The sequence below is a fragment of the Anaerostipes butyraticus genome, from assembly GCF_016586355.1.
Lineage (GTDB): Bacteria > Bacillota > Clostridia > Lachnospirales > Lachnospiraceae > Anaerostipes > Anaerostipes butyraticus.
In genome coordinates, this window is record NZ_BLYI01000027.1 from 127,111 (window position 1) to 151,493 (window position 24,383).

Here is a 24,383-nt window from a genome sequence, read left to right on the forward strand (position 1 = left end):
TCGTTATTTTTCTTTGATCTGACAGAATTTTTTCTTTCCTTTTCTTAAAAGGATTCTGTTCTGATCATCAAAATCCGCTGTTCCAAACACTGCTTTAATGTCTCCTACTTTTTCGCCATTTACAGATACTCCTCCCTGCTGTACCATTCTTCTGGCGTCAGAACGGGTAGTACAGAGTTTGGAATCCACAAGCAGGGTCAGGATGTCAATTCCTGCATCCAGCTGTTCCTTATCATATTCAAAGGTCGGCGCGTCTTCGTTGGCTCCTCCGCTTACAAACATTGCTTTTGCGGCGGTCTGCGCTTTCTTTGCCTCTTCTTCTCCATGAACGATCTTGGTCACTTCATATGCCAGGACATCCTTCGCCTCATTAATCTTGGCACCTTCCAGCGCACCCAGCCGGCGGACTTCTTCCATTGGAAGGAAGGTAAGAAGGCCAAGACATTCTTCTACTTTGACATCCTCAATATTTCTCCAGTACTGGTAGAAATCATACGGCGATGTTTTATCCGGATCCAGCCATACGGCTCCGGCCATAGTTTTTCCCATTTTCACTCCGTCACTTCTCGTGAGAAGAGTCAGTGTAAGTCCATATGCTTCTTTCTGTTCTTTTCTTCGGATCAGATCTGCTCCCGCAAGGATGTTGGACCACTGATCATTTCCGCCCATTTCCAGTTTACATCCATATCTGCGGTTCAGTTCAAGGAAATCATATGCCTGCATCAGCATGTAGTTAAATTCGAAGAACGTAAGTCCTCTTTCCATTCTCTGTTTGTAACATTCTGCTGTCAGCATCTTGTTTACAGAGAAATGCACTCCGATTTCTCTTAAAAATTCCACGTAATTCAAGTCCAGAAGCCAGTCTGCATTGTTTGCAAGGATTGCTTTATCATCATCAAATGAAATGAAGCGGGATAACTGCTCCTTGAATCTCTGCGCGTTATGCTCAATGGTCTCCCTTGTCAGCATATTTCTCATATCAGATTTTCCGGATGGATCTCCGATCATTGTTGTTCCTCCACCCAGCAGCGCAACCGGACGGTGTCCGGCTTTCTGCATATGCATCATTGCCATGATGGTCAGAAAGTGTCCGGCAGTAAGGCTGTCCGCGGTCGCGTCAAATCCGATATAGAAAGTTACCTTTTCTTTTCCTAACAAATCTCTTAATTCTTCATGCGTTGTCTGGGCAATAAATCCCCTTTCCGCTAACACATCATATACATTTCTACTCATTCTTCTTCTCTTAACTCCTTTTATCTATTTTATCCGTTGTCTGACAGAAATTTGCTTTTATGGAAATTCTTCGATTACCTTCAGCAGCAGTTCCCATGTCCTCTTAGCAGATGAAACGGACATTTTAAAATGATTTAGTACCCCAAGTTCTTCACCTCTTTAGTTCTTAAAGCTGTGGATCGGAGCCGGAATTCTTCCGCCTCGATTGACAAAATCATCGCAGGAAAATTCATTGACCGGCATAATTGGAGCGTATCCCAATAAGCCTCCGAATTCCACCTGATCCCCCACGTCTTTTCCAACCGCAGGTATGACGCGGACTGCTGTTGTTTTCTGGTTGATCATTCCCAGTGCCATCTCATCGGCAATCAGCCCTGCGATGGTCGTTGCCTTCGTCTTTCCAGGAATGGCGATCATATCCAGTCCCACAGAACATACACAGGTCATTGCTTCCAGTTTTTCCAGTGTCAGGGCGCCTGCATTAACCGCATCGATCATGCGCTGGTCTTCACTGACCGGAATAAAAGCTCCGCTTAAGCCTCCCACATAGGAAGAAGCCATAACGCCGCCTTTCTTCACCTGATCGTTGAGCATGGCAAGAGCTGCTGTCGTTCCCGGAGCTCCCGCATATTCCAGACCGATTTCTTCCAGGATCTCTCCTACACTGTCTCCCGCTGCCGGCGTCGGCGCAAGAGAGAGATCAATGATTCCAAATGGAATTCCAAGTCTTCTGGAAGCCTCTTTTGCTACCAGCTGTCCCACACGGGTTACTTTAAACGCTGTTTTCTTAATGGTTTCACAGAGAACTTCAAAGTTTTCTCCTCTTACTTTTTCAATCGCACGTTTTACAACACCAGGGCCGCTGACACCTACATTGATGACCGCATCAGCTTCCGTTACGCCATGAAAAGCGCCCGCCATAAACGGATTATCATCCGGCGCATTACAGAACACGACAAATTTGGCACATCCCAGGCACTGATTGTCTTTGGTCAGTTCCGCTGTTTCTTTGATCATCTCACCAATCAGTTTTACTGCATCCATATTGATTCCTGTTTTGGTGGATCCTACATTAACAGAAGAACACACAAAATCTGTCTGAGCCAGTGCCTGCGGAATGGAGCGAATCAAAAGCTCATCGGCTTTTGTCATACCCTTGCTTACCAGGGCAGAATATCCTCCAAGGAAATTGACTCCAACCTTCTTGGCTGCCTTGTCCAGTGTCTTGGCAATTTCCACAAAATCTTCTGATGTTTTGCATACACTGCCTCCCACCAGAGAAACAGGAGTTACAGAAATCCTTTTATTTACAATCGGAATCCCGAATTCTCTCTCAATATCTTTTCCTGTTTTCACCAGATCCGCAGCAACTGTTGTGATTTTGCGGTATATATTTTCTTTTACTTCTTCTAATGTTGTCCCTGCACAATCCAGCAGACTGATACCAATGGTAATTGTGCGCACGTCCAGATTCATCTCATGAATCATTTTATTGGTTTCAAAAACTTCATTCAGATTAATCATTTTGCCACCCCGTTAAATTCTATGCATAATATCAAAAATCTTCTCATTCTGTGCCTGGATGACGACACCAATCTCCTCACCAATCTGCTGCAGTTCAGCAGAAAGAGTATTCATATCTTTGGATGAATCCTTTGGATCCACTACCATCATCATATTAAAAAATCCACCTGTGATCGTCTGGGAAATGTCCAGAATATTCACTTTGTTGCTTGCGAGATAATCACAGACTTTTGCTATGATTCCCACTCCATCTTTTCCTACAACTGTAATGACTGTTCTATCCATGATCCTAAATCCTCCTAATTCTCATTAAACAATTGTTACAGATGACACTGCATCTCTCTTCGCCACTTCCAGCGGCAGTTCAGCTTTGTCCGGCAGGGAAACCTTTACCGTCTCATAAGCGAGTTTCTCGTAATTATTTTCTTTGCTCAGATGTCCCAGGTATACCTTCCGGGTTCCTTCCGTTGCCGTATCCTGGATCAGCTGCGCACACCTTTCATTGGAAAGATGTCCGTTGCGTCCCAGAATCCTTCGTTTCAGGTAATAAGGATATCTTCCCACCTGCAGCATATTAACATCATGATTCGCTTCCACAAACAAAATATCGGATCCGTAAATCTTCTCCACCAGATACTCATCATAATCTCCCAGATCTGTGGCGATACTTGCCTTGCTGCCATTGGACCAGAAAGAATAACATACCGGATCCGCGGCATCATGCCATACCCTGGAAGCTTCTATTTTAATATCTCCGATCCAGAACGGATGATCTGCTTCAATTGACTGAAACAAGCTTCTGTCAACCTTTCCCAGATTCTTATATTCAAAAATCGCGTCAATTGTCTTCCCTGTGGCAAATACCGGCAGTCCGTATCTTCTGGAAAGAACGCCAAGTCCTTTGATATGATCTGTATGTTCATGGGTGATCAAAATTCCTGAGAATTCCGGTACCGTCAGATCCAGCTCTTTTAATCCTGCTTCAATTCTTTTGGCGCTGATTCCACAATCTACCAGCAGTTTTGTATCTTCGGTGCCGACGAAGATCGCATTTCCCTCACTGCTGCTTGCAATGCTTGTTAATTCCATGAATTTTACCTCTTCTTTCGCCAAACCGTTCTCTTTAGTATAGCATAAGGGTATGGCAGAATCTACTTTTTCTTTTAAAATCCGCTTGCGGCAGGTGACTGGGCCGCATCGCCAAGAATTTCCCGGATCTGACGTCTGGTCTCTTCCAGATCTCCGGAATTGTCGATTACATGGGTTGCCGCCGCCTTAAACTCTTCTTCCGTCTTCTGGCTTTCCATCATCTGACGGATCTTGCGGTCAGAATATCCTCTGGACGCTTTTAACCTCCGGAAGCGAATTTCTTCTTTCGTATAAATATACCAGAGCTGATCAAACAAAGATTCATACTGTGCTCCTACCAGAAGCGCTGCTTCACAGACTACCAAAGCATTCGGGTCTTCTTTCCGGATTTCTTCAATCTGCCGCATAATCTCCACGTCTACATTTTTATGAGTAATCTCATTTAAGATCTTAAGTTTTCTTTCACTGCAAAATACAATGGAACCCAGCACTTCCCGGTCAATAAAACCATCTGCCTTTACGATTCCTTTTCCAAATGCTTTTACAATTCCTTTATAGCTTATGCCGTCCGGTTCCATCAGTTTATGAGCTACCAGATCTGCAATAATAATTCTTGCGCCATATTCGTTTTCCACTATATTTAAGATTTCACTTTTCCCGGAGCCAACGCCCCCGGTAATACCAATTATTTTCATTTTCCACTCCTTATTTTGCTTCATACCAGCTGCTTCCAGTATTAATATCAATCTCCAAAGGGATTTCCAGATCCGCCGCATGCATCATCTCCGTTTTCAGGATTTCTTTTACCTCGTCCAGTTCCTCCATCCATGCCTCAATCAGAAGTTCGTCATGAATCTGCAAAATCAGTCGGGACTTCATGTTCTTCTCTTTCAGTTTTACATTCACCCGGACCATGGCAATCTTAATAATATCAGCTGCTGTTCCCTGAATTGGAGAATTCATCGCCACTCGTTCCCCAAAGTTTCTCTGGGCAAAATTCTTTGACTTTAATTCAGGAATCGGACGTCTCCGATGGAACATCGTTTCTACAAATCCATCGGTCTTTCCTTTTTCTACTTCCCGGTCCAGATACTCTTTTACCTTTGGATAAGTCGCAAAATATTTATCAATATAATCCTGTGCCTGTTTTCGTGTAATCTTTAAATCCTGACTCAATCCAAACGCACTCAGTCCATAAATGATTCCGAAATTTACAGCCTTGGCATCCCGTCTCTGGGCACTTGTAACCTGATCCATCGGAATTCCAAACACTTCTGAGGCAGTTCTGGCATGAATATCCTGATTTTCCTGATACGCATGGATCAGTTTCTCATCTTTTGACAAATGCGCCAGAACTCTTAATTCAATCTGGGAATAATCGGCATCCAGAAAAATATACCCCTTTTCCGGAAGAAAAACTTTGCGGATCTGGCGTCCCAGATCCATGCGGACCGGTATATTCTGGAGATTCGGCTCCGTACTGCTGATTCTTCCTGTTGCAGTGATCGTCTGATTGAATTTGCCGTGGATTCTTTCATCCTCTCTAATAAAATTGGCAAGTCCATCCGCATAGGTGGATTTTAATTTGGTCAGCTGACGGTATTCCAGAATCATCGGGATGATCGGATACAAATGTTCAATCTTCTCCAGTACATCCACACTGGTAGAATACCCGGTTTTTGTCTTCTTTCCGCCTTCCAGCTTCATATGCTCAAACAAAACTATTCCCAGCTGTTTTGGAGAATTAATATTAAATTCTTCTCCTGCTTCCTGATAGATCATATTCTGGAGCTCCTCAATTCTGCCGATCAGCTGATCTCCGTAATCTTTCAGCGCCTGACGGTCTACATGGATTCCTCTTTCTTCCATATCATAAAGCGCGAACATCGTTGGAATCTCAATGTTTCGATAGAGATCCATCATGCCCAGTTCTGCCAGCCGTCTGGATAACGGCACAATGGATGTTCTGGAAACATAAGCTTCCATTCCAAGAATTTTTCTGCCTTCTTCCGTCAGTCCGTCTTCCCCTGCCATAGGTTTCTTCTTATCTAACAGTTCTTTTCTGGAAGGAATCATAAGGCTCAGATAGTCTCTGGCAATATCGTCATATTCATACGTGCTTTTCAGTGGGTTTATCAGATATGCCGCAAGTGAAATATCAAATACAGACGGTGTTTCTTCTTTTATCTTCAATTCTCCCAGATATTCTTTGGTCTCCATCATTCCGACAGATTCCACAGAAACATACAGGCGGCTGATCTGATCCAGCAGAAACTCCTTCGTTATAAATCCTTCTGCCGGTAAAAGATAAATCTGCTGCCCTTCTACGGACAAGCCAGCCCAAAAGCGGTCATTTTCTTCATAAATAGAGATACCAATCTGCTCTCTGTCTGCAGCCTGCGCAAAAATCTCTTCCGCCCGTATCAGATCGTGGATAGTCTCTGTCTCCAATTGAAATTCATCTGGATCATCTCCGTCAAATCGTTTCAAAATAGATTTAAATTCCAGTTTTTTCAGAAGCTGATACGCTTCCTGAGTATAAATATTCTGAATCTTCGCATCTTCCAGTTTAATCTCTACCGGACAGTCTAACTTGATCGCAGCAAGTTCCTTGCTCATAACTCCCTGCTCATAATATTCCTGCAGATTGTTTTTTGCCCGGTTCGGCTTTACCTCTTCAATATGCTCGTAGGCATTCTCAATGCTGTGAAATTCTTTGATCAGCTTTGTCGCTGTCTTCTCCCCAATCCCCGGAATTCCCGGAATATTGTCAGAAGCGTCTCCCATCAATGCTTTTACGTCAATAAATTCTTTCGGCGTCACCTGATACTTCTCCATCACATCCGCCGCATAATAATCCTCTACGATCGTTCCTGACATCTTTGTCTTTGGGATCCGGATCTGTACCTTATCTGTTGCAAGCTGCAGCAGATCACGGTCTCCGGATATGATCTTTACTTCATATCCCTGGGATTCTCCAATGACAGACATGGTTCCAAGAAGATCATCCGCTTCATATCCTTCCTGCATCATCATCGGAATATCCATTGCCTTCAGCACCTCTTTGATCACCGGGACCTGCTCCGCAAGCTCATCCGGCATCCCCTTCCTGGTGCCTTTGTAATCCGCAAACATCTTATGGCGGAACGTAGGCGCTTTCAGATCAAAAGCGACTGCCAGATGAGTCGGATGCTCTTCCTCCAGGAACTTAAACATAATATTTAAAAAGCCAAGCACTGCATTGGTATGAAGGCCCTGGCTGTTGGTCATTTCTGGTAGTCCGTAAAACGCACGATTTAAAATGCTGTTTCCGTCAATTAATAACAATTTTTCTTCCATCGGAATATTCTCCTTCTATTTGTTATGTTTTCCATTGTAACAGAACCAGCCAGACAAGTCCACCTCGCAAAAATCCCATATGACGGATTTTTTCCGTACATATGGGATTTTTTTGCTTATTTTACTGAAACATTGGGGTTGACAAGTATCTGTCTCCGTTGTCCGGCAGGAAAACGACAATATTTTTTCCATGATTTTCCGGACGCTTTGCCACCTGAATGGCTGCCCACAGAGCGGCTCCTGAAGAAATTCCAACCAGAATGCCCTCTTCCACTGCCATGGATTTGCCAAGATCAAAGGCATCTTCATCTGATACCGGGATGACTTCATCATAAATTTCTGTGTTAAGGACGTCCGGCACAAATCCGGCTCCGATTCCCTGAATCTTATGCGGTCCGGCTTCTCCTTTTGAAAGAACCGGAGATGTAGCCGGCTCTACCGCAACAATTTTAATATCTTCTTTTTTGGATTTTAAATACTCTCCGACACCTGTGATCGTTCCGCCGGTTCCGACACCTGCCACGAAAATGTCAATATTCCCTTCCATATCTTCCCAGATTTCCGGACCTGTAGTCAGACGATGCACTTTCGGATTAGACGGATTCACAAACTGTCCTGCCAGAAACGCATGGTCCAGTTCCTGTGCAAGTTCCTCTGCTTTCTCAATAGCTCCGTTCATTCCTTTCGCTCCGTCTGTCAAAACAATCTCCGCTCCGTATGCCTTTAAAAGATTTCTTCTCTCAACACTCATGGTCTCAGGCATTGTAAGAATGACACGATATCCTCTGGAAGCCGCAATGGATGCCAGTCCGATTCCCGTATTACCGGAAGTCGGCTCAATGATCACAGATCCTTCTCCCAGTCTGCCGGCAGCTTCTGCGTCTTCAATCATCTGCAGAGCAATCCGATCCTTTGCGCTGCCTGCCGGATTTAATCCTTCCAGCTTGGCAAAAATCTTTGCTCCTGTCTCATATTTTTTCTCTATCTTTCCAACCTCCATCAAAGGAGTCTTTCCAATCAATTCTCCTACGTTCTTATAAATCCCAGCCATTGTTGTCTCCTTTCATTTCCTATAATTCCTAGCAGGTTAATATGATATTAATATATCACATTTTCCCCGTTTGTCAATAGAAAAAGACAGAAACAACTCCGTGCTAAATCACGAAGTCATTTCCGCCTTTTTCCTTTGCCCGTTCCACAATATCTTCCAGTGTAATCTGACTTAAATACTCCCGGATCACCTGTCCCAGGCCTTCCCAGATCCCAATGGTCGGGCACTCATGATACCGCCCGCACTGATTGATCTCATCATCCAGACAGGCAACCGGCTGAAGGCTTCCCTCTGTAATCTGAAGGATTTCATAGATCGTATAATCCGCCGGTTCCTTTGCCAGCTGATATCCCCCGTGAGGTCCCCGCAGACTCTTCAAATAACCACAGATGCTCAGCTGACGTACAATCTGCTCCAAATATTTCACAGAAATTCCCTGACGTCTGGATACATCTTTCAGCGCCACCCAGTCTCCCGTATGATGCACTGCCAGATCATACATCAGACGGACCGCATATCTCCCTTTTGTTGATATTTTCATAACACCACTCCATGTTTTCTTTTTTCTACATAATTACTATGATTTATTCTACTTGCTTTCGATTCTATTGTCAATTTTCTTCTCATGATTTACAATAGATGCAAAAGGAGGAACACTGTTATGAGCAAAATCAATAAAATCACACCCCTCACCCATGTAAAATATCTGAATCTGTATGAGCTGGAAGCGGAGAATAAATTTGGCGACACCCACCCTTATTATGTCGCCAGCCGAAAAGATGAACATACCATGATGGCTGCCACGAAGAAACCAATTCCAGACGGCGTCATCATTTACAGCCTTTTCGGTGAGAATAACGATAAGGTGATCATGATCCGCCAGTTCCGCTATCCGCTCAATGATTACATATATGAATTTCCGGCAGGCCTCATCGACCCGGGAGAATCCGTAAAAGAAACTGCGGTCCGGGAAATGATGGAAGAAACCGGCCTTAACTTTACCCCGGCCGACTGCGAAGAATTTCTGCACCGGCCGCATTTTTCTTCTGCCGGAATGACCGATGAAACCAACTGCACAGTATATGGATATGCATCCGGAAAACCAAATCTGGATCATCTGGAACCCAATGAAGATTTATCTGTTCAGCTGGTAGATCGCGAAGAAGCTAAACGGATCCTGAAAGAGGAAAATCTGTCTGTCAAAGCTTACTATCTTCTGCTTCATTTTCTTCAGAGCGATCCAAAGGATCCTTTTGCATTTCTTCATATTTAAAAATCTGTACATAGCAAAAAGGAAGGACATGGATTTTCCATGTTCTTCCTTTCTATAAATAAAAGCAGATCCTTTTTCTCTCTGTTTATGATTCAATAATTATATGCTTCACTCCGCCCTGTTCTGCCCAGGAACGGAATTCTGCCATTTGTTCCTTTGTATACAGTTTCGGGTTATCCTTAAAACAGTACTCCTGATCGATCAGGTGATATTTGGATTCTGCCAGAGGATTATAGTTTAAGATCTCATAAGAAACTTCCGGGTAAATGCCGCTGATCCATCTTCCCACTGCTTCTATATTTTCTTTTGTCGCTGTCATTCCCGGAATCATCGGCGTCCGTATGATGACTGCGTCTTTCTTTTCGGATTCCAGCAGAAACTTCAGATTTCTTCGGATCCTTTCATTAGAGACTCCTGTATATTTCTTATGAAGATCCTCATTTTCCAGTTTAAAATCCGCGAAAATGCGGTCCAGATACGGCAGGATTTCCTCCAGAATTTCCTGTCTGGCATAGAGAGAAGTCTCTATGGCCGTATGGATTCCTTCCTTTTTACACTGTTTCAGTAATTCCAGAGCAAATTTCCACTGAAATAAAGGCTCTCCGCCGGACAGGGTGACCCCGCCGCCGTGGCGGTAAAATACTTCGTCTTTCCGGACTTCCTCCATTACTTCGTTCACTGTCATTTCTCTGGAATCCATTTCAATAGCTCCCGCCGGACACCAGTCGATGATCTCTGCCCAGTCTTCTGCCACTTTAGGATTGAGATGGATTTTCCCATTTTCTATTTTTACGCCTTCTGCTCTGCTTTTCTTCACGCAGGTTCCACAGTGGATACACCGGTTTTCAAAATACAGCGGTCTCTTTTTCGCAGAAATTCCTTCCGGATTCTGACACCATACACAGGAGAGAGGGCATCCTTTTAAAAATACGGTCGTACGGATGCCGTCCCCGTCATGGGTGGAAAATCTGCGGATATCAAACACCTGTCCCTTCATCTAAATATCTCCATAGCTGGTGCGGGCAATGATCTCATTCTGCAGTTCATCTGCCAGCTCCGTAAAATATGCCGTGTATCCCGCTACACGAACCGTAAGGCCGCGGTACTGTTCCGGATTCTTTTTCGCAGCGATCAGATCTTCTTTGCGCACCACGTTAAACTGGATGTGCGGTATCTCGAGATCTACAAAACTGCGGAGGAATTTGGCAAATTTATCGATTCCCGCTTCGTTTTTAAAGAATTCCGGCAGGAATTTCATATTTAACAGGCCGCCGTTGGTCGTTAAATTCTTATCCAGCTTGGATACAGATTTCAATACCGCTGTCGGACCTTTTACATCTCTTCCGTAAACCGGTGACATTCCGCCGTCTGCCAGTGGTTCTTTCGCATGGCGTCCGTCCGGCGTAGCGCCGACATTTTCTCCCATCGGAACATGAGCGGATACCGTGTACATGCCGGTATGATACGGGCCTCCCCGGTAATTGGTGAATGTGCGGAGACGGTTTTTAAAATACTCTGCCCATTTTGTTCCCATGGCATCCACCCAGTCTACGTCATTTCCATACTTCGGAACTTTGTTCAGACACATGGTTCGCAGGAACTCATATCCTTCAAAATCATGCTTCAGAGCATCCAGCATTTCACCTTTTTCCACTTTGCCCTCATCGTAAATCAGCTGTTTGATTGCTGCCAGACTGTCTGCCAGGTTCGCTACCTGAATCATCTGAATCCCGGACAGATTATATTTTGCTCCGCCTGCCGTTACATCGATACCGCCTTCCATACAGTTATCGATCACAGAAGATAAGAACGGTGACGGCAGCAGATCGATGTGTGCCTTTTCTACTTCTTCACATGCCAGGATCATCTTGTCCATAAAATAATCAATCTGACGGCGGAACGCTTCTTCCAGATCCTCAAATGTCTCATAATCCTCCAGATTACCGTAATCCGGCGCAAAACGCTCTCCGGTCAGAAGACAGATGCCTCCGGTCAGCGCCGCTTCCAGCGCTTTATTAAGATTAAACATGGCGGAATCACTCCATCCCAGATTGTTTCCCTGGGTTGTCAGTTCCACGCAGCCTACAATCGCATAATTTAAGGCATCCTTTTCCTCGATTCCCAGCTCTTCCATGGACGAAATCACTGCCTTGTCATTAAAAAACTGCGGCATTCCGCTTCCTTTCGCAACGGTTCTTACTGCTTCTTTCAGCAGAGCATCTCCGGTTCCTTCATGAAGTCTGACGGACAGATTCGGCTGCGGAAGTCCCAGATGTTTCTGCGCCTGCAAAAACAGGAAAGACAGATCATTAACATAATCATTTCCGTTTTCATCCTGTCCTCCTGCCGCAATGTTAAAACCAATCGGGAACCCGGCGAAATATTTTGCACCGTGGGAGTTCCTCATATATACGATCTCATTAAATTTTAGCCAGAGACATTCGATGATTTCCAAAGCGCCCTGTCTGGTCAATCTTCCTTCTTCTATATCTTTTGTGTAGAAAGAAATCAGATGCTGGTCCAGTCTTCCAGGAGAAAAAGAAGATGCGTTGGATTCCATCTGAAGGATCACAAATAAAAACCAGACGGACTGCACTGCTTCATGAAAGGTTTTCGGCGGACGTTCGCTTAAGTTCCTGCAGTTTTCTGCAACGGTAAGAATGTCCTTTTTCTTATCCTCATCCATTTCTTTTTCTGCCAGATTCATCATGAAATCATGATAACGCATCATAAAATCCTCTGCGCCTTCCATGACGATCTGAACACTTTTATAAAAATCTTTATGTTCCTCGCTGCATGTTTCTAATTTTGCTTCTGCCTCTTCCTGAAGTCCTTTCGGTCCCATTTCCAGCCACTTTTCACAATTTGGACAGATATGCCCCTGCGCGTGGTCTTTCTGATTGATTTTTACGACTTTGGCAATCTCATCAATTTCCTTTCCGTATCTCTGCGCCAGAATATCTTCCAGAGACTTTCCTTTCCAGTATGGTTTGATCACCTGGCGAAATGTATCGATATCTTCCTGATGAACGTTGAACCTGTCCTGAGGTCTTGTCGGCAGAGTTTCAAATTCTTTGTCCACCCATGTGCTTCCGCTTTCCGGAAAGACAACGCCGTAGCGGACGCCTGCGGTACGATTTCCTACGATCAATTCCTCCGGTTCCGCGCTGATGGCAATCTGCTCCAATGCAGCTTTCAGGGATTTTGCCCTCTGTATGATTCTTGGCTGCCCTTCATTTTTCTTATATGTATCTGTAATGATCAGAGCCTGCTCAATTGAAGCATATCTTGGCTCTGACAGCATTTTGTCTTTTAAGTAAGTCACCCGGTCTGTCTGATAAAGTTCTTCCATCCTTCATTCTCCTTTCCGCTGTTTCCTGTTTTCTTGTTTTTTATTATTATAGATTATTTTTTATTATTTTTCAAGTATTTTTTATTGTTTCTTTTCGGTTTTTCTTAGTTTTTCTGATTTCAAACCCGGCATTATTTTGTATAACAAAAAAAGCACCCGGCGAGTGCTTTTCTTCTATTCTATATAATTCCCCTGCTGTTCTACTCTTTCTCGAATACATAAATACTTGTCCCATCAGTGCCTTCCATTGTTAGTTCTCCGCCGTCCAGAGTCACTTCCGCAGCTTCAGAGTCGGCGTGAATGATATATACTCCTTTTTCGTCTGATTCTGTCCAGGTTCCATTCGCATTTTTTCCATAGCCCGTATGATACATGCTCATCGTACCATCATCGTTAAACGTTATTTTGATTCCTGCAAACATATCATGTGCTTCCTGTCTGTCCTCTTCATCCATTTCCGGATATTCTTCTGCCAGCATATCCACTACCTCGTCTACCTCCTTCGGCTCACTCATGTCTTCCGTCTGAAGTTTTGTCAATGTCCAGGTTCCTTCTATGGATCCCATCTGACAGCCGGTCAGTATCCCTGCCAGCATTCCTAACGTCATGAAAATCATTACCAGTCTCTTTTTCATCTTCATTTCCTCCTTTGTTCTTCGGCCGGTGCCGTTGTTATTTTCTTTATATTTTCAGTATAAATTCCGTTTTGGAAAATTTGTTTTTCGCTTCTATATTCTTTCTTTTTCTAAAACCAGGATGGCAGTTTCTCTGTCATCCTCCATGGTCAGCTCTTTGCCATTAACGGTAAATGTTATAATATGAGGTCCCGCACCACCGACAGCTAAATAAACTCCATCCTCCATTTCTTTCCAGGTGCCCAGCAGCTTTGATTCATCGTAATCCACTTCCATTGTTCCATCCTCACGGAAAATCACCTGATAATTTTTTAGTTCTCTTATCGCTTCCTGCCTCTCTTTTTCTGTCAGATTTTTGAAATTTTTCGCAGCATCTTCTATTCTCTGAGGCTCACTCATCCCTTCCAGCTGTATTTTTCTTGCCGTCCATGTCCCTGTCACAGACTTTTTCTCATGGGCATTGAGCAAAGTCGGCAATATCCAGACCGCCAGCAGCCCTGCTGCTACTAAAATGATGATTCTTCTCTTTTTCACCCCGGTTCCTCCTTTCCTCCGGTGCATAACTCCTGCTGTTTTTCTTTGCAGTCTCAGTATAAAAACCAGTTTGGAAAATTTGTTTTTCCTGCTTATTTTTCTTTTCGTATTTGGGAAAATCTGCTTCCAGCCAGTTCGTATCCTGTCCGGATTCCTTCAAAATCTTTTGAATAATACATGGTATGTTCTTTTTTGATTCCTGTCTCTCTTGCCTGATCCAGAATCCGCATTTCCGTCCCAAAAAACAGAATTTCCCATCCTTTTCTTTGTTTTTCCTGTATCAGATGCCGGATCTTTTTCTGATCATATTGTATACTGGCATTCTCCATACCGTCTGTCATAATGAAAACAAGAACTTTTTCTTCTTTTTCCGGTTCGGCATCTGTAAACACCGTTCCTATGGCATCAAATAATGCCGTATTGCCATAGGCATAATACTCCTTTGGTGTCAGCTCCTCTGCCCGCCGGATTGGCATATGCCGGCATAGAATATTACATTGGTCGTTGAATAAGGCTGTTGTAATATAGGCCTCGCCCTCCTGCTGTTTTTGTTCTTCCAGCATATGATTGTAGTTTCTGATCGTATCCTGTTCTTTTCCATACATGGAACCGCTTTGATCGAGGATACATATCATCTCTTTGATGCTTCCATCCTGCATTTTCTTCACTCTCCTTCCGTTTTCCTGGAGATCATTTTAACGATTACACTAAGCCAATTTGTTTTTCTTTCATCAAAAAACAAATTTTCCAAAACAGAATTTATACTGAAATCATCAAATGAAACAAAACAAATTCAACGATTGAAACAGGAGGAAATAAAATGTTAAAAAAATTGATTCTTATCATCATCGCCATATTTTTAATCCCAGTGGCTGCAGAGCAGATTCAGACAATGTCATCTGCCTCCAGAAATTCAAAGCAGGAACAGGCAGAAGAAGAAACCGATTCATTCAGCTCTGATGATACTTCCGACACCGAAACCTATGATACGAGCGATACAACAGAAGAATCTTATGAAAATACGCAGACTTTATCCGATGATTCTGAGTCTGAAAATTCCAGTGAAACAGAAAATAAAGAAGGGAGTGAAGAATTTGACTGGAAATCCGGATATGCCAATGTTCTCCATCATATTGAGGACTATATGTCCATTGAAGATGGTACAGAATGTACATTAAAAGATCTTGATTTTGACGGTATTCCAGAATTACATATCGTAACTCAAATTGGTGCAAACGGATTACTCGGAAACGCTGTAATTTTCTATTATGATGACAGTCAGAATTTACAATACACAAAATTTTCTTACGATGGCCAAAGTGCAGATTCTCCCGGACTTTATGTTAATTCCAATGGCGAATACGCATGGCTGGTTGAAAATCTGTGCTATGACTACAAAACCGAACAAAATACTTTTTGCACAGATTCTTCAAAAAAATCATCAATTGAATATAGCGGAGTCGATGCCAGTAAAATGACATTTTCCAATGGACAGATAAAATCAACTGTTCTTATTAAGGTTGAAGGCGAAAAATGGACCGGCAAAAAACCATCCCAGTTTTATGCATTAGGAGAAACTTATGATAATGTTGACGACTTTTTTAAACAGATTGGTTCTAACTGGACGTGGAGCCCAGTTGCAGAAACTTACGAATATGTCCATGTTTCTCCAACCTATAAAAATCCATCTCAGGAACAAATTGATCAATTACTGGATTCTTATCGCCCGCTGATTTAAAAGCATCATAATAAAAGATAGGAGGAATCGATATGTTAAAGAAAATCACCGCTTTGATGCTGGCTGCTTCTGTCATAATCATCGCCGCTGCTGCCATCCGGTCATTTTCATCCAGTTGGACAAAACGTTTTCCGCCTAAGAAGACCGAACCAAAGCAGACAGAAACTCCGGCTCCTATCGAAAAAAAGAATATAGAGCTTCTTCCATACAGCGACACCCGGCTTATCACCAGTGAAGAAGCGGCTGCATTATCAGATCAGCAATTAAGAATTGCACGGTGTGAAATCACGGCAAGACACGGCAAACGTGTTTGTTCAAAAGAAACAAAAAAATATTTTAAATCCATCAGCTGGTACCATCCTTCCAACAATTACGATAGAGCTTCTCTGTCAGACATCGAAAAGGAGAACGTAGAAATTCTATATAAGGAAGAGCTGGGACGTAAGCAGGATGCCGCAAAAGAACGCCTGGAAGAAGGTAAAAATGGCAAAGATGCCAAAGATTTATCTTCCGATTATGTGGATATTCTTACCTCTTTTTCTTATGATGATCTGTCTGGAAAATGGATCAGTATAGAAGAAGACTCAGATGACACTCTTGTTCCTAAAAGTACTTCTGTCATAGAAATCAGAGAAAAGGACGGCATTTTTTATTACGTATATTATTTTGTCCAAATTCCTATATGCTTTACTCCCGAAGCAGCTGCCGAAGAAGGCGAAGCCAGCCGTGTATTCTGCGACTGTACCACTGGGCTTGTCACATTAGATGAAGATACCGGAACCATTACATTTTATTCTGGTCTTTCTGACGAACATCCTTTTTTCGTTTTTGAATATGATGTTATGTCTGACCGCCTAATTCAGACAAATGACGACAAATATCAGGAAATTATGGTAAAAAATGATGATTTTAAATATTAAATATCAAATCAGAACCACCGGCTTAGCCGGTGGTTTGCTCACGCCCTATAAGGGCTCATTACCGGCACTGGAGTCTAAAGACTCGTCGAATTGGTCCGCCAGCCGCAACATCATTTACTCACTGAGTCTTTCCAGACTCTTCTTATATGTTTGTTTTTACTGGCTCCCCCGTAAACGGGTCTATATACTCCTTGAGTGTCATTTGGTCATATTCCCAGTCTTCCTGCAATTGGTTTTGAATATACTCTTGTATCTTTTTCGCATTTTTCCCTACCGTATCTACATAGTACCCTCTACACCAGAAATGTCGATTCCCAAATTTATACTTCAGGTTTGCATGTCTTTCAAATATCATCAGCGTGCTTTTCCCTTTTAGATACCCTACAAAACTTGATACACTTATACTCGGTGGTATCTCTACCAGCATGTGTACATGATCTCTGCACATTTCTGCTTCTACAATTTTTACCCCTTTTCTCTTGCATAGCATACTGAGAATCTTCGCTATATCTGCTTTCAACTTTCCATATATGATCTTCCTTCTAAATTTTGGTGCAAACACCAGATGGTACTTACAATTCCATTTTGTATGTGCTATACTCTGTATATCCATATGGATAACCTCCTTTGATCTTTAATGTGGTTGGCAAACCAACATTATTGTATCACCGGAGGTTTTTTACTGTAAGCTAAAGCAATGCTGACTCACCTGCATAGCAGGTGGTTTATTTGTTCTTCAAAGCTTCGTTTCTCTTTATTGAAAAACTCCGCAATGACGAACAGGCTTAAAGCCTAACAATCAAAAAAATCAGGGAAGGATCTATAAATCCAACCCTGATTTTCGTTACTGCGGCCAGTAGTAATCTGCGTTTCCCGGTTTCGGCGGCATAATCGTCATAGTTAAATTATTTTTTTCATCAATTCGTGTGAAAACGACAGCTCCACGAAACCAATACAACGATCTGCTTTCAGTACTTTGTATCTGGAGTTTATTTTTTCCAAAATCCTCTAAAAATTCATCCTGCTTATCACTTATCAACCTCAGAATATCTGCCACAGCTTTCTCACTCGGAACATTTTTATCTTTATTTTGATAAACTTTTAAAGAAATGACTTTCCCATTTACCAAATCTTTCTTTACATCAAGGAAAATATCATCTGTCATCTTATACTTTTGAACAACAGAAAAATCTGTTAAAATAGCTCCATATTTCTGCAATTCCACAATGCATTTTTTCTCTTCTGATTCTTTTATCATTTGATATTTTTTATCTTTTAATTCCCCAATCAGATTATCCAGACGAACAAAAAAGCGAAATTCATTACATGGTTCTCCCCATTTCAAAGCATCACTTTCACTTAACACAAATTGTGTCGACTCTACTTCATTCAATTGTTTATTATCAGCTATTTTTTCTTTCGATATCGCATGCTTTTTTACATAAGAGACAAATTTTTTATATTTGCTGCTGCCTCGCTCATAATTTCCTGCATAAACTGTCTCATCATTTGAATTTTCTTCAAATCTAGCCAAAGATGACGTTTCATACAAATCTGCTTTAATTTCAACCGAATACTGGGAAGTCCTTTTTTCTGTATCACTCGGATATTCAAATATAATTTGACATTTTGCATTCGGTTCCAGAACGAAATACTTTCCTTTTTCTAATGATTTTTCTGTTATTTCCCTGCATTCCTGTTTGGTTAAATAGGTTTCTGGAACAAGAAACGGCAGTATCTTTTCCAAGAAATAAGAACAACGTTCTTTTGATGCCTGAAATTTTACTGACCCAAGCCGCTGACTCAATGGATCATATGATAAAACTACCGTTTCATTTTCTCCTCTCACTTTATAAGTATTTTCTTTATTTGCATACAGAATAATTTCTTCCTCTGCCTCCTTATAGATTTCTCCTCTTAATGCTCCTGATTCTTCCATTAAATCTATTTTGTCTTCTACTTTCATATAGTATTGTATAATATCCTTTGCTGTTTTGTAATCCAGATAAAAAGCCCCTCTTACACCTTGTTCCACCGGGCACTCATCCCAATTTTCCTCTTTTATTTCATAGGTAATTTCATCAGAAATTGTATCCTCCTGCTTTTCTCCGTATTTCAAAAAATAGTCTAACATTTCTTTATATTCTGAATCTTCTTTATCAAAACATATTTTGCCTTGGCTATTCTCTGTTTTCTCTTTGGCCTTCTGCAATTTCCATGCAAAGTAGTCCCGCTGATGTGTCTGAACATATGTATATAAACCACCGGCTGTCAATCCTGATAAACAAATCAGACAAATCATTACCGCTGCAATTCGTTTCAGAAAATATCCTTTTACTCTGTTTTTCTTTCTTCTTTTTTCCTCCTGCTGAGCTGTATTTAACCAGTTCTCTCCCCAGATGTGGCGGATTACTCCCATTCCCTTCTCTTCCTCCTCTCTTGGAAGATCTATACTTTCCAACAGATTTCCAATAGAAAAGAACCTCATCTGAGCTTCCAGAGATATTCCCCGCATTAACGCCTGTTCTGTTTTATCTCTGATTTTTGTATACCAATGCGGACTCCTTACGTTGTCCTTTTTCATTCGATCCGCTGCTTTTTGAACCTTGTGTCCTGTAACCATTTCATACCATACTACACAAAGTGCATACACGTCAGTCCATGGTCCTAAAACCCCATCACTGTCTAATTGTTCCGGTGCTTTGTATTCATCCGCATCATCTTCAGAAATTCTGTTTTTGCAGTCTGCTAACAGCCTGAGAGTCCCATCTTCCATTACAACCAAATGTTTCAGCGAAATATTCCCATGAACCTGTCCTGCCGCGTGAAGTCCATTCACTGCCCGAAGGACAGGTCGAAACATTTGTTCCGCTTTTTCCTCTTCTATTTTGTGCTTTTCTTTTATATAGCTTTCGAGTGTTTCTCCTTCTGGAAATGTTGTAATCATATATCCTTTTCCATTTTCCAAGAAATAATCCTTAATCACCGCTATACCAGAGGACAAAATTTTTCCAAACAGACTCTTTACTTTCTTTTCCTTTTCTGCCTTCCAGAATTCTTCCGGATATTCGTATATTAATACTTTTTGTTCCAGTACAAGATCATATCCTGCATACCGTATCGTATGTTCATCCTGTTCCAGGACTGCGCCAATCATATATTTCTCCTCAAGCACAGTATATGGTTCCAGATAATTATCCTGCCATTCATATTCCCACAGCCCTTTTTTGCAAACCGGACAAATTTGTTCTGATTCTTCTTTTTCATTCATACAAAAAATACATCTGTTTCTCTTCATTTTTATTCCCAACTATCTTTATATTCACGAATATGTATCAGTACAGTAATTCCAACGATCAACCCTGAACGTCCAATATATAGTTTCCTCACTTTCCCCCTCTCGCAGCCAAAAATGAAATCCCGGATCAATCTGATCATTTTCCGGCATCTCATCATACAAATTTTTTAAGTTTTCTCTTTCTTTAGTGGAAAAATCCTGTGCCAGGAATTCTGCCGTTTCCTGAATTAGATTTTTATCCTCCCCTTTCTGATTCTTTGGAAGCTCGATAAAAATTTCAAACAAATCATCATTTACCGTATCACTTACTACATTTACATATAAATCATTTTTTACTTTATACCTGATTTCTTTACTGAAATTTGTATAAATTGCCCCATATTCTTCTACCTGAACCGCATTTCTTTCATTTTGCTCTACTTTTTTCATATCATATCCTTTTTTTTTCATCCATTGGATATATTCGTCCCCTGTCATCTCAAACCGAAAACGATTGCACGGATCTCCCCACTCTTTTACATCTTCTGATTTCAAAAAATAAATTGTACTCAAGCCCCGATAAGGATCCGTTTCATATTCCTCATCCTTTTCACTCTTTTTTGTGGATACTGCACGGCTTTTTACAAATTCTAAATATTCCTTATAGCGCTCAGTTTGTCTTCCATAATCTCCCGCATAAATCGCATTTTGACTCTCCTCCGCAGTATTCCAAAAAAAGAATGCACCTCCTGCTGCACATATCATTGCAATTATGCTGACAATCCCCAATGGCAGAATCCATCGTGTCCGTTTTCTTTTTTCAGCTTCTTTTGAAGGATCAGCAATATTTTTTACACTATTAGATAAATCAGATATTTTTCGAAAACGCTGTTTATAATTTAGTTCCAGCCCTCTGCAAAGAATTTCCTCTTCTTCCGGCAGAATTTCAGCGCCATAAGCAGACGGCAGATACAATTCATCTTTTTCAATTCTCTGAATAGAAGGTTCCGGGCGCACTCCTGTTATCATTTCATAAATCGTTGCACATAAAGCATATATATCCGTCCATGGCCCCTGTTTTCCTTTTTTCACATATTGTTCCGGCGGTGCATATCCTTTCTTGATCAGAATCGTCATGGTTTTTTCTGTCTCCAGATACGGTCTTGCCGAACCAAAATCTATGATTTTAACCGTCCCGTTCTCTTCGATCATCAGATTCCCCGGATTTAAATCACGATGAATAATTCCCATTTTATGAATTTTTTCGAGAGCCTCTGCCACAGGCTCCAGCATCTTCCAGGCCTGCTGAAAAGAGAGAGGCACATCCTGATTTTGCAGATAATCATCCAGATTGATTCCCCGGATGTATTCCATTGCCAGGTATGCTGTTCCATTTTCTTCAAACCAATCCAGAATCTTAACAACTTCAGGTATATCAAATAATTTTGACATTCGTCTGGCTTCTGCCAGAAAATCTTTTTTTCCTTTCAAAAAACGACGGCGGTCATTCCTCTCTCTGGGAATCACATTCATTACTCCATCTTCTTCCATCATTCTTCCTGCAATTTCACGCGGATAATATTCCTTTATGACTATGTTCTGTCCCAGATTTCTATCTTCCGCCAGATAAGTGATACCGAAGCCTCCAATTCCTAATATTTTTCTGATATAATATCGATTCTTTAGAACCATACCCTTTTCCAAACACAAATTCTCCATTACGTATTTACCCCTACTGTTACATTATATGTACCATCAGCCGATTCATATGAAAAGCGTACATTACACTTTCTTCCCCGGCAGGATCTCTTTTTTCTGCCGTTTTAAGCATCCTGATTTACTGGAAATTCCACCGGTATTTTACTGCTCCCCACGCAAAAAAAGGACTGTCTGAAACTTCATCCCGGTTTCGAAAACAGGCTGTATAGTTTTTTAAAAAGGCTCTCCGCCTGTCAGCCGCCAGGCGCACGACATAAAAAGACGCAGGAAATCTGTTTTCCTGCGTCTTATGTTATTTACACTTCTGACCGGATGCCGAAATTTTACTGATATCATGTTCCGGCTGTTCTTAAAATCAGCTCCTTAATTCATTAAGCAGATCTTCAATCTCATCCAGACATGCTCCGCAGACAGACCCTGCTCCGGTCACATCCTTGATCGCGTCTACGGTTACCGCTCCATCTTCATAAGCATCCATAATCTGGCCTGCTGTTACGTCCAGACATGGACATATCACCTGGTCTCTATCCATTTCCATAACCTCCTAAATCTGTTCCATTTGTTTACAGGAGATATTATGGTCAAATTTTTCTTATCTTATACTTTTCGGATTGTTTTTTCCAGATCTCTTTTTTTAATCTGCCAGTTTACCACTTCCGTCAGAAGCTGATATAAAACCGAGAACAGAGGGATGCTGAACAGCATTCCAACAACTCCCGCGACATTTCCTCCTATGGTAACTGCCACAAGAACCCAGATTCCCGGCAGTCCGACAGAATTTCCTACTACATGAGGATAAATTACATTGCCTTCAAACTGCTGCACTACAAGGAACATAATGACAAAGATGATCGCCTGCTTCCAGTCAACCGTAATAATCAGCAGGATCCCAATGCCGCATCCGACAAATCCTCCTACGATCGGGATCAGGGAAGTTACACCGATAAAAACCGCTATCAATACTGCATACGGGATTCCCAGGATTTTCATACATCCAAAAATCAGACATCCCAGAATCACAGCTTCCGTACACTGCCCGGAAAGGAAATTGGAAAACGCCTGATTGGACAGTCTTCCGACCCTTACAATATGTTTGACCGCTTTCAAAGGCAGAAACGCAAGCAGCAGCTTCTTCACCTGAAAAGCCAGCGTTTCCTTTTTCAGCAGAGCATTCAGTGCAAATACAAATCCCAAAGCGAAGCTGACAATTACCTGCACCGCACTGGAAATAATACTGACTGTGGAATTGAGCAGGTTGGTCGCCCAGGTCTGAAAATATCCCATCATCTGTCCTCCAATCTCATTCCAGTCAACATCCAGACTCAGTACATAGCTATGTATCCTCGGATTGTCTTTGGACAGGTTATCAATATATTCCTGAACCGCTTCAATAAACCCGGGAACACTGACTGAAAGCCGGTACATTGTTTCCGCCAGTTCCGGTATGATCAGACCGCAGACCAGAAGAATCACGCCGATAATACACAGGATTGCCGCAATCAGACTCAGCACGCGCCTTCCTTTTTTTATCTTATGCAGCACCCGGTTTTCAAAAAAGCGCATCGGCACGTTAATGATAAAAGCAAGACAGCTTCCAAGGATAAACGGAAACGCCACCGATCCTATATATGAAATTCCGTGCATTACAAGCGATAAATGCTCCAGCAGGAAATACAGACATATTCCAAAAGCCACCACAACAAAAGGGGTCTTGTCATTTTCTTTAAAATACTTCATACCTCACTCCTTCTTCATGTAATAAACCCATTATACGCTCTTTCCGAAAAAAGTACAGTGATTCCTGAATTTTTTGCATATTAAAAGGAGACTTCCAAGAGTCTCCTTCTTTATCTTTTGTAACGCCCAGAATGCCGGTCCCGCAGTTTTGACGCCTAGCGAAGCTAGGTGGGTTCCCTCGACAAACCTTTTGTAGTCCCTTCGAGGAGGGCTGGACATCCAGTCTGTTATCTGAGATCCCGTGATAAATAAATGTAGGTTCAAAATAGCAGGTTATCGCACACCCCAGGCCGTCGTATCTATCTCTTTAATCTTATTATAGAATAAGTATGTCAAGATTGCAACCCAACGATACATGAAATTCTATCCAATATGGATACATCCCGTCTCGCTCTTGGGAGATATCTGATCATAACCGCTGATATCCTCCCTTAAATCTCTTTTCAGATATTCAAAGACAGCGTCTTCTCCCTCCCGGGCATACATGGTCAAAAGCTTCGTAAGATATTCTCTGGAAGCATCATGCATCAAGGATCCGCCGATTCCATGGTTAAAATATTCCAGCGGACTTTCCTGGGTAAATTTGTCTCCATTATATATCTTTCCGGCGCTGACCCGGTCCACAAACATCTCCGCCATATAGCGTTTTGGAATCTTCATTCCCACAAGTCCCTTTTTATGAGGGTCCAGACTATAATCGATCCAGTACTCAAAATGGTGCTTATTCCTTCCTTTGTGGTGCAGCCATGCCTTCGAATATCCTTTATCCAGACGTTCCGCGTTATTCGGACTTGCATTTCCCTGATAATAACGGATTCCCTCAAGAAATTCCGTTGGAGAATATTTTGACATATCATGCATCAGCCCCTGATAATAAAGTCCCAGACGAAAGCAGCCCTTTGCGACCAGTATCTTATGCTTTGTAATTGTCTTAAAATGTCCAAGAATATTCATCTGCAGCA

The 24,383-nt window shown here is 42.0% G+C and carries 22 protein-coding genes and 1 other RNA gene; 3 read left to right on the forward strand and 20 right to left on the reverse strand.

Going from position 1 to position 24,383, the window contains the following annotated elements; genetic code table 11:
• Positions 1-3 precede the first annotated feature (3 nt).
• From tyrS to JMF81_RS06040, 8 genes are all read right to left on the reverse strand, one after another.
• A complete protein-coding gene (gene tyrS, locus JMF81_RS06005) occupies positions 4-1,233 on the reverse strand; it encodes a tyrosine--tRNA ligase (protein WP_201310546.1) in 1,230 nt (409 codons plus the stop codon).
• A gap of 159 nt (positions 1,234-1,392) precedes the next feature.
• A complete protein-coding gene (locus JMF81_RS06010) occupies positions 1,393-2,757 on the reverse strand; it encodes a PFL family protein (protein ID WP_201310547.1) in 1,365 nt (454 codons plus the stop codon).
• A gap of 12 nt (positions 2,758-2,769) precedes the next feature.
• A complete protein-coding gene (locus JMF81_RS06015) occupies positions 2,770-3,042 on the reverse strand; it encodes an ACT domain-containing protein (protein WP_201310548.1) in 273 nt (90 codons plus the stop codon).
• Positions 3,043-3,066: 24 nt separating this feature from the next.
• Positions 3,067-3,846 carry an MBL fold metallo-hydrolase gene (locus JMF81_RS06020; RefSeq protein ID WP_201310549.1) on the reverse strand — a complete coding sequence of 260 codons (780 nt, stop codon included), beginning with the start codon at positions 3,844-3,846 and terminating at the stop codon, positions 3,067-3,069.
• Between the two features lie 74 nt (positions 3,847-3,920).
• Positions 3,921-4,541, reverse strand: a complete 621-nt coding sequence (gene coaE, locus JMF81_RS06025; protein WP_201310550.1) for a dephospho-CoA kinase — start codon at positions 4,539-4,541, stop codon at positions 3,921-3,923.
• A gap of 10 nt (positions 4,542-4,551) precedes the next feature.
• Complete coding sequence (polA, locus tag JMF81_RS06030; protein ID WP_201310551.1) at positions 4,552-7,185, reverse strand: DNA polymerase I; 2,634 nt, start codon at positions 7,183-7,185, stop codon at positions 4,552-4,554.
• Positions 7,186-7,306: 121 nt separating this feature from the next.
• On the reverse strand, positions 7,307-8,236 hold the full coding sequence (cysK, locus tag JMF81_RS06035) for a cysteine synthase A (RefSeq protein ID WP_201310552.1): 930 nt from the start codon (positions 8,234-8,236) through the stop codon (positions 7,307-7,309).
• A gap of 103 nt (positions 8,237-8,339) precedes the next feature.
• A complete protein-coding gene (locus tag JMF81_RS06040; protein WP_201310553.1) occupies positions 8,340-8,777 on the reverse strand; it encodes an RrF2 family transcriptional regulator in 438 nt (145 codons plus the stop codon).
• A 120-nt stretch (positions 8,778-8,897) separates the two neighbouring features.
• Between JMF81_RS06040 and JMF81_RS06045 the strand changes: the two genes are divergently transcribed.
• On the forward strand, positions 8,898-9,509 hold the full coding sequence (locus tag JMF81_RS06045; RefSeq protein ID WP_201310554.1) for an NUDIX hydrolase: 612 nt from the start codon (positions 8,898-8,900) through the stop codon (positions 9,507-9,509).
• Between the two features lie 85 nt (positions 9,510-9,594).
• Here JMF81_RS06045 and JMF81_RS06050 read toward each other — a convergent pair whose 3' ends face one another.
• The 5 genes from JMF81_RS06050 to JMF81_RS06070 form a co-directional block, all read right to left on the reverse strand.
• Complete coding sequence (locus JMF81_RS06050) at positions 9,595-10,506, reverse strand: glycyl-radical enzyme activating protein (protein WP_201310555.1); 912 nt, start codon at positions 10,504-10,506, stop codon at positions 9,595-9,597.
• On the reverse strand, positions 10,507-12,861 hold the full coding sequence (locus JMF81_RS06055) for a glycyl radical protein (RefSeq protein WP_201310556.1): 2,355 nt from the start codon (positions 12,859-12,861) through the stop codon (positions 10,507-10,509).
• A 200-nt stretch (positions 12,862-13,061) separates the two neighbouring features.
• Positions 13,062-13,496: a lipocalin family protein gene (locus JMF81_RS06060; RefSeq protein WP_201310557.1), complete on the reverse strand. Its 435-nt coding sequence runs from the start codon at positions 13,494-13,496 to the stop codon at positions 13,062-13,064.
• 93 nt (positions 13,497-13,589) lie between these two features.
• Positions 13,590-14,030 (reverse strand): hypothetical protein, encoded by a 441-nt coding sequence (locus JMF81_RS06065; RefSeq protein ID WP_201310558.1) that lies wholly within the window; start codon positions 14,028-14,030, stop codon positions 13,590-13,592.
• A gap of 92 nt (positions 14,031-14,122) precedes the next feature.
• Entirely contained in the window at positions 14,123-14,689 is a 567-nt protein-coding gene (locus JMF81_RS06070; protein ID WP_201310559.1) for a vWA domain-containing protein, read from the reverse strand.
• Between the two features lie 161 nt (positions 14,690-14,850).
• Here JMF81_RS06070 and JMF81_RS06075 point away from each other — a divergent pair, with 161 nt between their 5' ends.
• Positions 14,851-15,768, forward strand: a complete 918-nt coding sequence (locus JMF81_RS06075; RefSeq protein WP_201310560.1) for a hypothetical protein — start codon at positions 14,851-14,853, stop codon at positions 15,766-15,768.
• Positions 15,769-15,800: 32 nt separating this feature from the next.
• Positions 15,801-16,688, forward strand: coding sequence for a YARHG domain-containing protein (locus tag JMF81_RS06080; RefSeq protein WP_201310561.1), 888 nt, complete (start codon positions 15,801-15,803; stop codon positions 16,686-16,688).
• 142 nt (positions 16,689-16,830) lie between these two features.
• Here the strand turns inward: JMF81_RS06080 and tnpA are convergent, their stop codons facing one another.
• The 7 genes from tnpA to JMF81_RS06115 form a co-directional block, all read right to left on the reverse strand.
• Entirely contained in the window at positions 16,831-17,301 is a 471-nt protein-coding gene (tnpA, locus tag JMF81_RS06085; protein WP_201310562.1) for an IS200/IS605 family transposase, read from the reverse strand.
• 231 nt (positions 17,302-17,532) lie between these two features.
• On the reverse strand, positions 17,533-19,959 hold the full coding sequence (locus JMF81_RS06090) for a protein kinase domain-containing protein (RefSeq protein WP_201310563.1): 2,427 nt from the start codon (positions 19,957-19,959) through the stop codon (positions 17,533-17,535).
• A gap of 51 nt (positions 19,960-20,010) precedes the next feature.
• Entirely contained in the window at positions 20,011-21,669 is a 1,659-nt protein-coding gene (locus tag JMF81_RS06095) for a serine/threonine protein kinase (protein WP_201310564.1), read from the reverse strand.
• Positions 21,670-22,039: 370 nt separating this feature from the next.
• The gene (locus JMF81_RS06100; RefSeq protein WP_201310565.1) at positions 22,040-22,216 is read right to left on the reverse strand and encodes a (2Fe-2S)-binding protein; all 177 of its coding nucleotides are present in this window, start codon (positions 22,214-22,216) and stop codon (positions 22,040-22,042) included.
• A 65-nt stretch (positions 22,217-22,281) separates the two neighbouring features.
• Positions 22,282-23,421 (reverse strand): AI-2E family transporter, encoded by a 1,140-nt coding sequence (locus tag JMF81_RS06105; RefSeq protein ID WP_201310566.1) that lies wholly within the window; start codon positions 23,419-23,421, stop codon positions 22,282-22,284.
• Between the two features lie 120 nt (positions 23,422-23,541).
• Positions 23,542-23,716, reverse strand: a non-coding RNA gene (gene ssrS / locus JMF81_RS06110) — 6S RNA.
• 68 nt (positions 23,717-23,784) lie between these two features.
• On the reverse strand, positions 23,785-24,375 hold the full coding sequence (locus JMF81_RS06115) for a DUF5662 family protein (protein ID WP_201310567.1): 591 nt from the start codon (positions 24,373-24,375) through the stop codon (positions 23,785-23,787).
• Between the last annotated feature and the right edge of the window lie 8 nt (positions 24,376-24,383).

What these genes read in the sequence shown, in the direction of transcription:
- JMF81_RS06105 (WP_201310566.1), bottom strand. Translation starts at nt 23,421, where the DNA reads ATGAAGTATTTTAAAGAAAATGACAAGACCCCTTTTGTTGTGGTGGCT.
- JMF81_RS06045 (WP_201310554.1), top strand. Translation starts at nt 8,898, where the DNA reads ATGAGCAAAATCAATAAAATCACACCCCTCACCCATGTAAAATATCTG.
- JMF81_RS06020 (WP_201310549.1), bottom strand. Translation starts at nt 3,846, where the DNA reads ATGGAATTAACAAGCATTGCAAGCAGCAGTGAGGGAAATGCGATCTTC.
- JMF81_RS06040 (WP_201310553.1), bottom strand. Translation starts at nt 8,777, where the DNA reads ATGAAAATATCAACAAAAGGGAGATATGCGGTCCGTCTGATGTATGAT.
- JMF81_RS06015 (WP_201310548.1), bottom strand. Translation starts at nt 3,042, where the DNA reads ATGGATAGAACAGTCATTACAGTTGTAGGAAAAGATGGAGTGGGAATC.
- JMF81_RS06100 (WP_201310565.1), bottom strand. Translation starts at nt 22,216, where the DNA reads ATGGATAGAGACCAGGTGATATGTCCATGTCTGGACGTAACAGCAGGC.
- JMF81_RS06055 (WP_201310556.1), bottom strand. Translation starts at nt 12,861, where the DNA reads ATGGAAGAACTTTATCAGACAGACCGGGTGACTTACTTAAAAGACAAA.
- JMF81_RS06090 (WP_201310563.1), bottom strand. Translation starts at nt 19,959, where the DNA reads ATGAATGAAAAAGAAGAATCAGAACAAATTTGTCCGGTTTGCAAAAAA.
- JMF81_RS06075 (WP_201310560.1), top strand. Translation starts at nt 14,851, where the DNA reads ATGTTAAAAAAATTGATTCTTATCATCATCGCCATATTTTTAATCCCA.
- polA (WP_201310551.1), bottom strand. Translation starts at nt 7,185, where the DNA reads ATGGAAGAAAAATTGTTATTAATTGACGGAAACAGCATTTTAAATCGT.
- tyrS (WP_201310546.1), bottom strand. Translation starts at nt 1,233, where the DNA reads ATGAGTAGAAATGTATATGATGTGTTAGCGGAAAGGGGATTTATTGCC.
- JMF81_RS06060 (WP_201310557.1), bottom strand. Translation starts at nt 13,496, where the DNA reads ATGAAAAAGAGACTGGTAATGATTTTCATGACGTTAGGAATGCTGGCA.
- JMF81_RS06010 (WP_201310547.1), bottom strand. Translation starts at nt 2,757, where the DNA reads ATGATTAATCTGAATGAAGTTTTTGAAACCAATAAAATGATTCATGAG.
- JMF81_RS06115 (WP_201310567.1), bottom strand. Translation starts at nt 24,375, where the DNA reads ATGAATATTCTTGGACATTTTAAGACAATTACAAAGCATAAGATACTG.
- cysK (WP_201310552.1), bottom strand. Translation starts at nt 8,236, where the DNA reads ATGGCTGGGATTTATAAGAACGTAGGAGAATTGATTGGAAAGACTCCT.
- JMF81_RS06070 (WP_201310559.1), bottom strand. Translation starts at nt 14,689, where the DNA reads ATGCAGGATGGAAGCATCAAAGAGATGATATGTATCCTCGATCAAAGC.
- coaE (WP_201310550.1), bottom strand. Translation starts at nt 4,541, where the DNA reads ATGAAAATAATTGGTATTACCGGGGGCGTTGGCTCCGGGAAAAGTGAA.
- JMF81_RS06080 (WP_201310561.1), top strand. Translation starts at nt 15,801, where the DNA reads ATGTTAAAGAAAATCACCGCTTTGATGCTGGCTGCTTCTGTCATAATC.
- JMF81_RS06050 (WP_201310555.1), bottom strand. Translation starts at nt 10,506, where the DNA reads ATGAAGGGACAGGTGTTTGATATCCGCAGATTTTCCACCCATGACGGG.
- tnpA (WP_201310562.1), bottom strand. Translation starts at nt 17,301, where the DNA reads ATGGATATACAGAGTATAGCACATACAAAATGGAATTGTAAGTACCAT.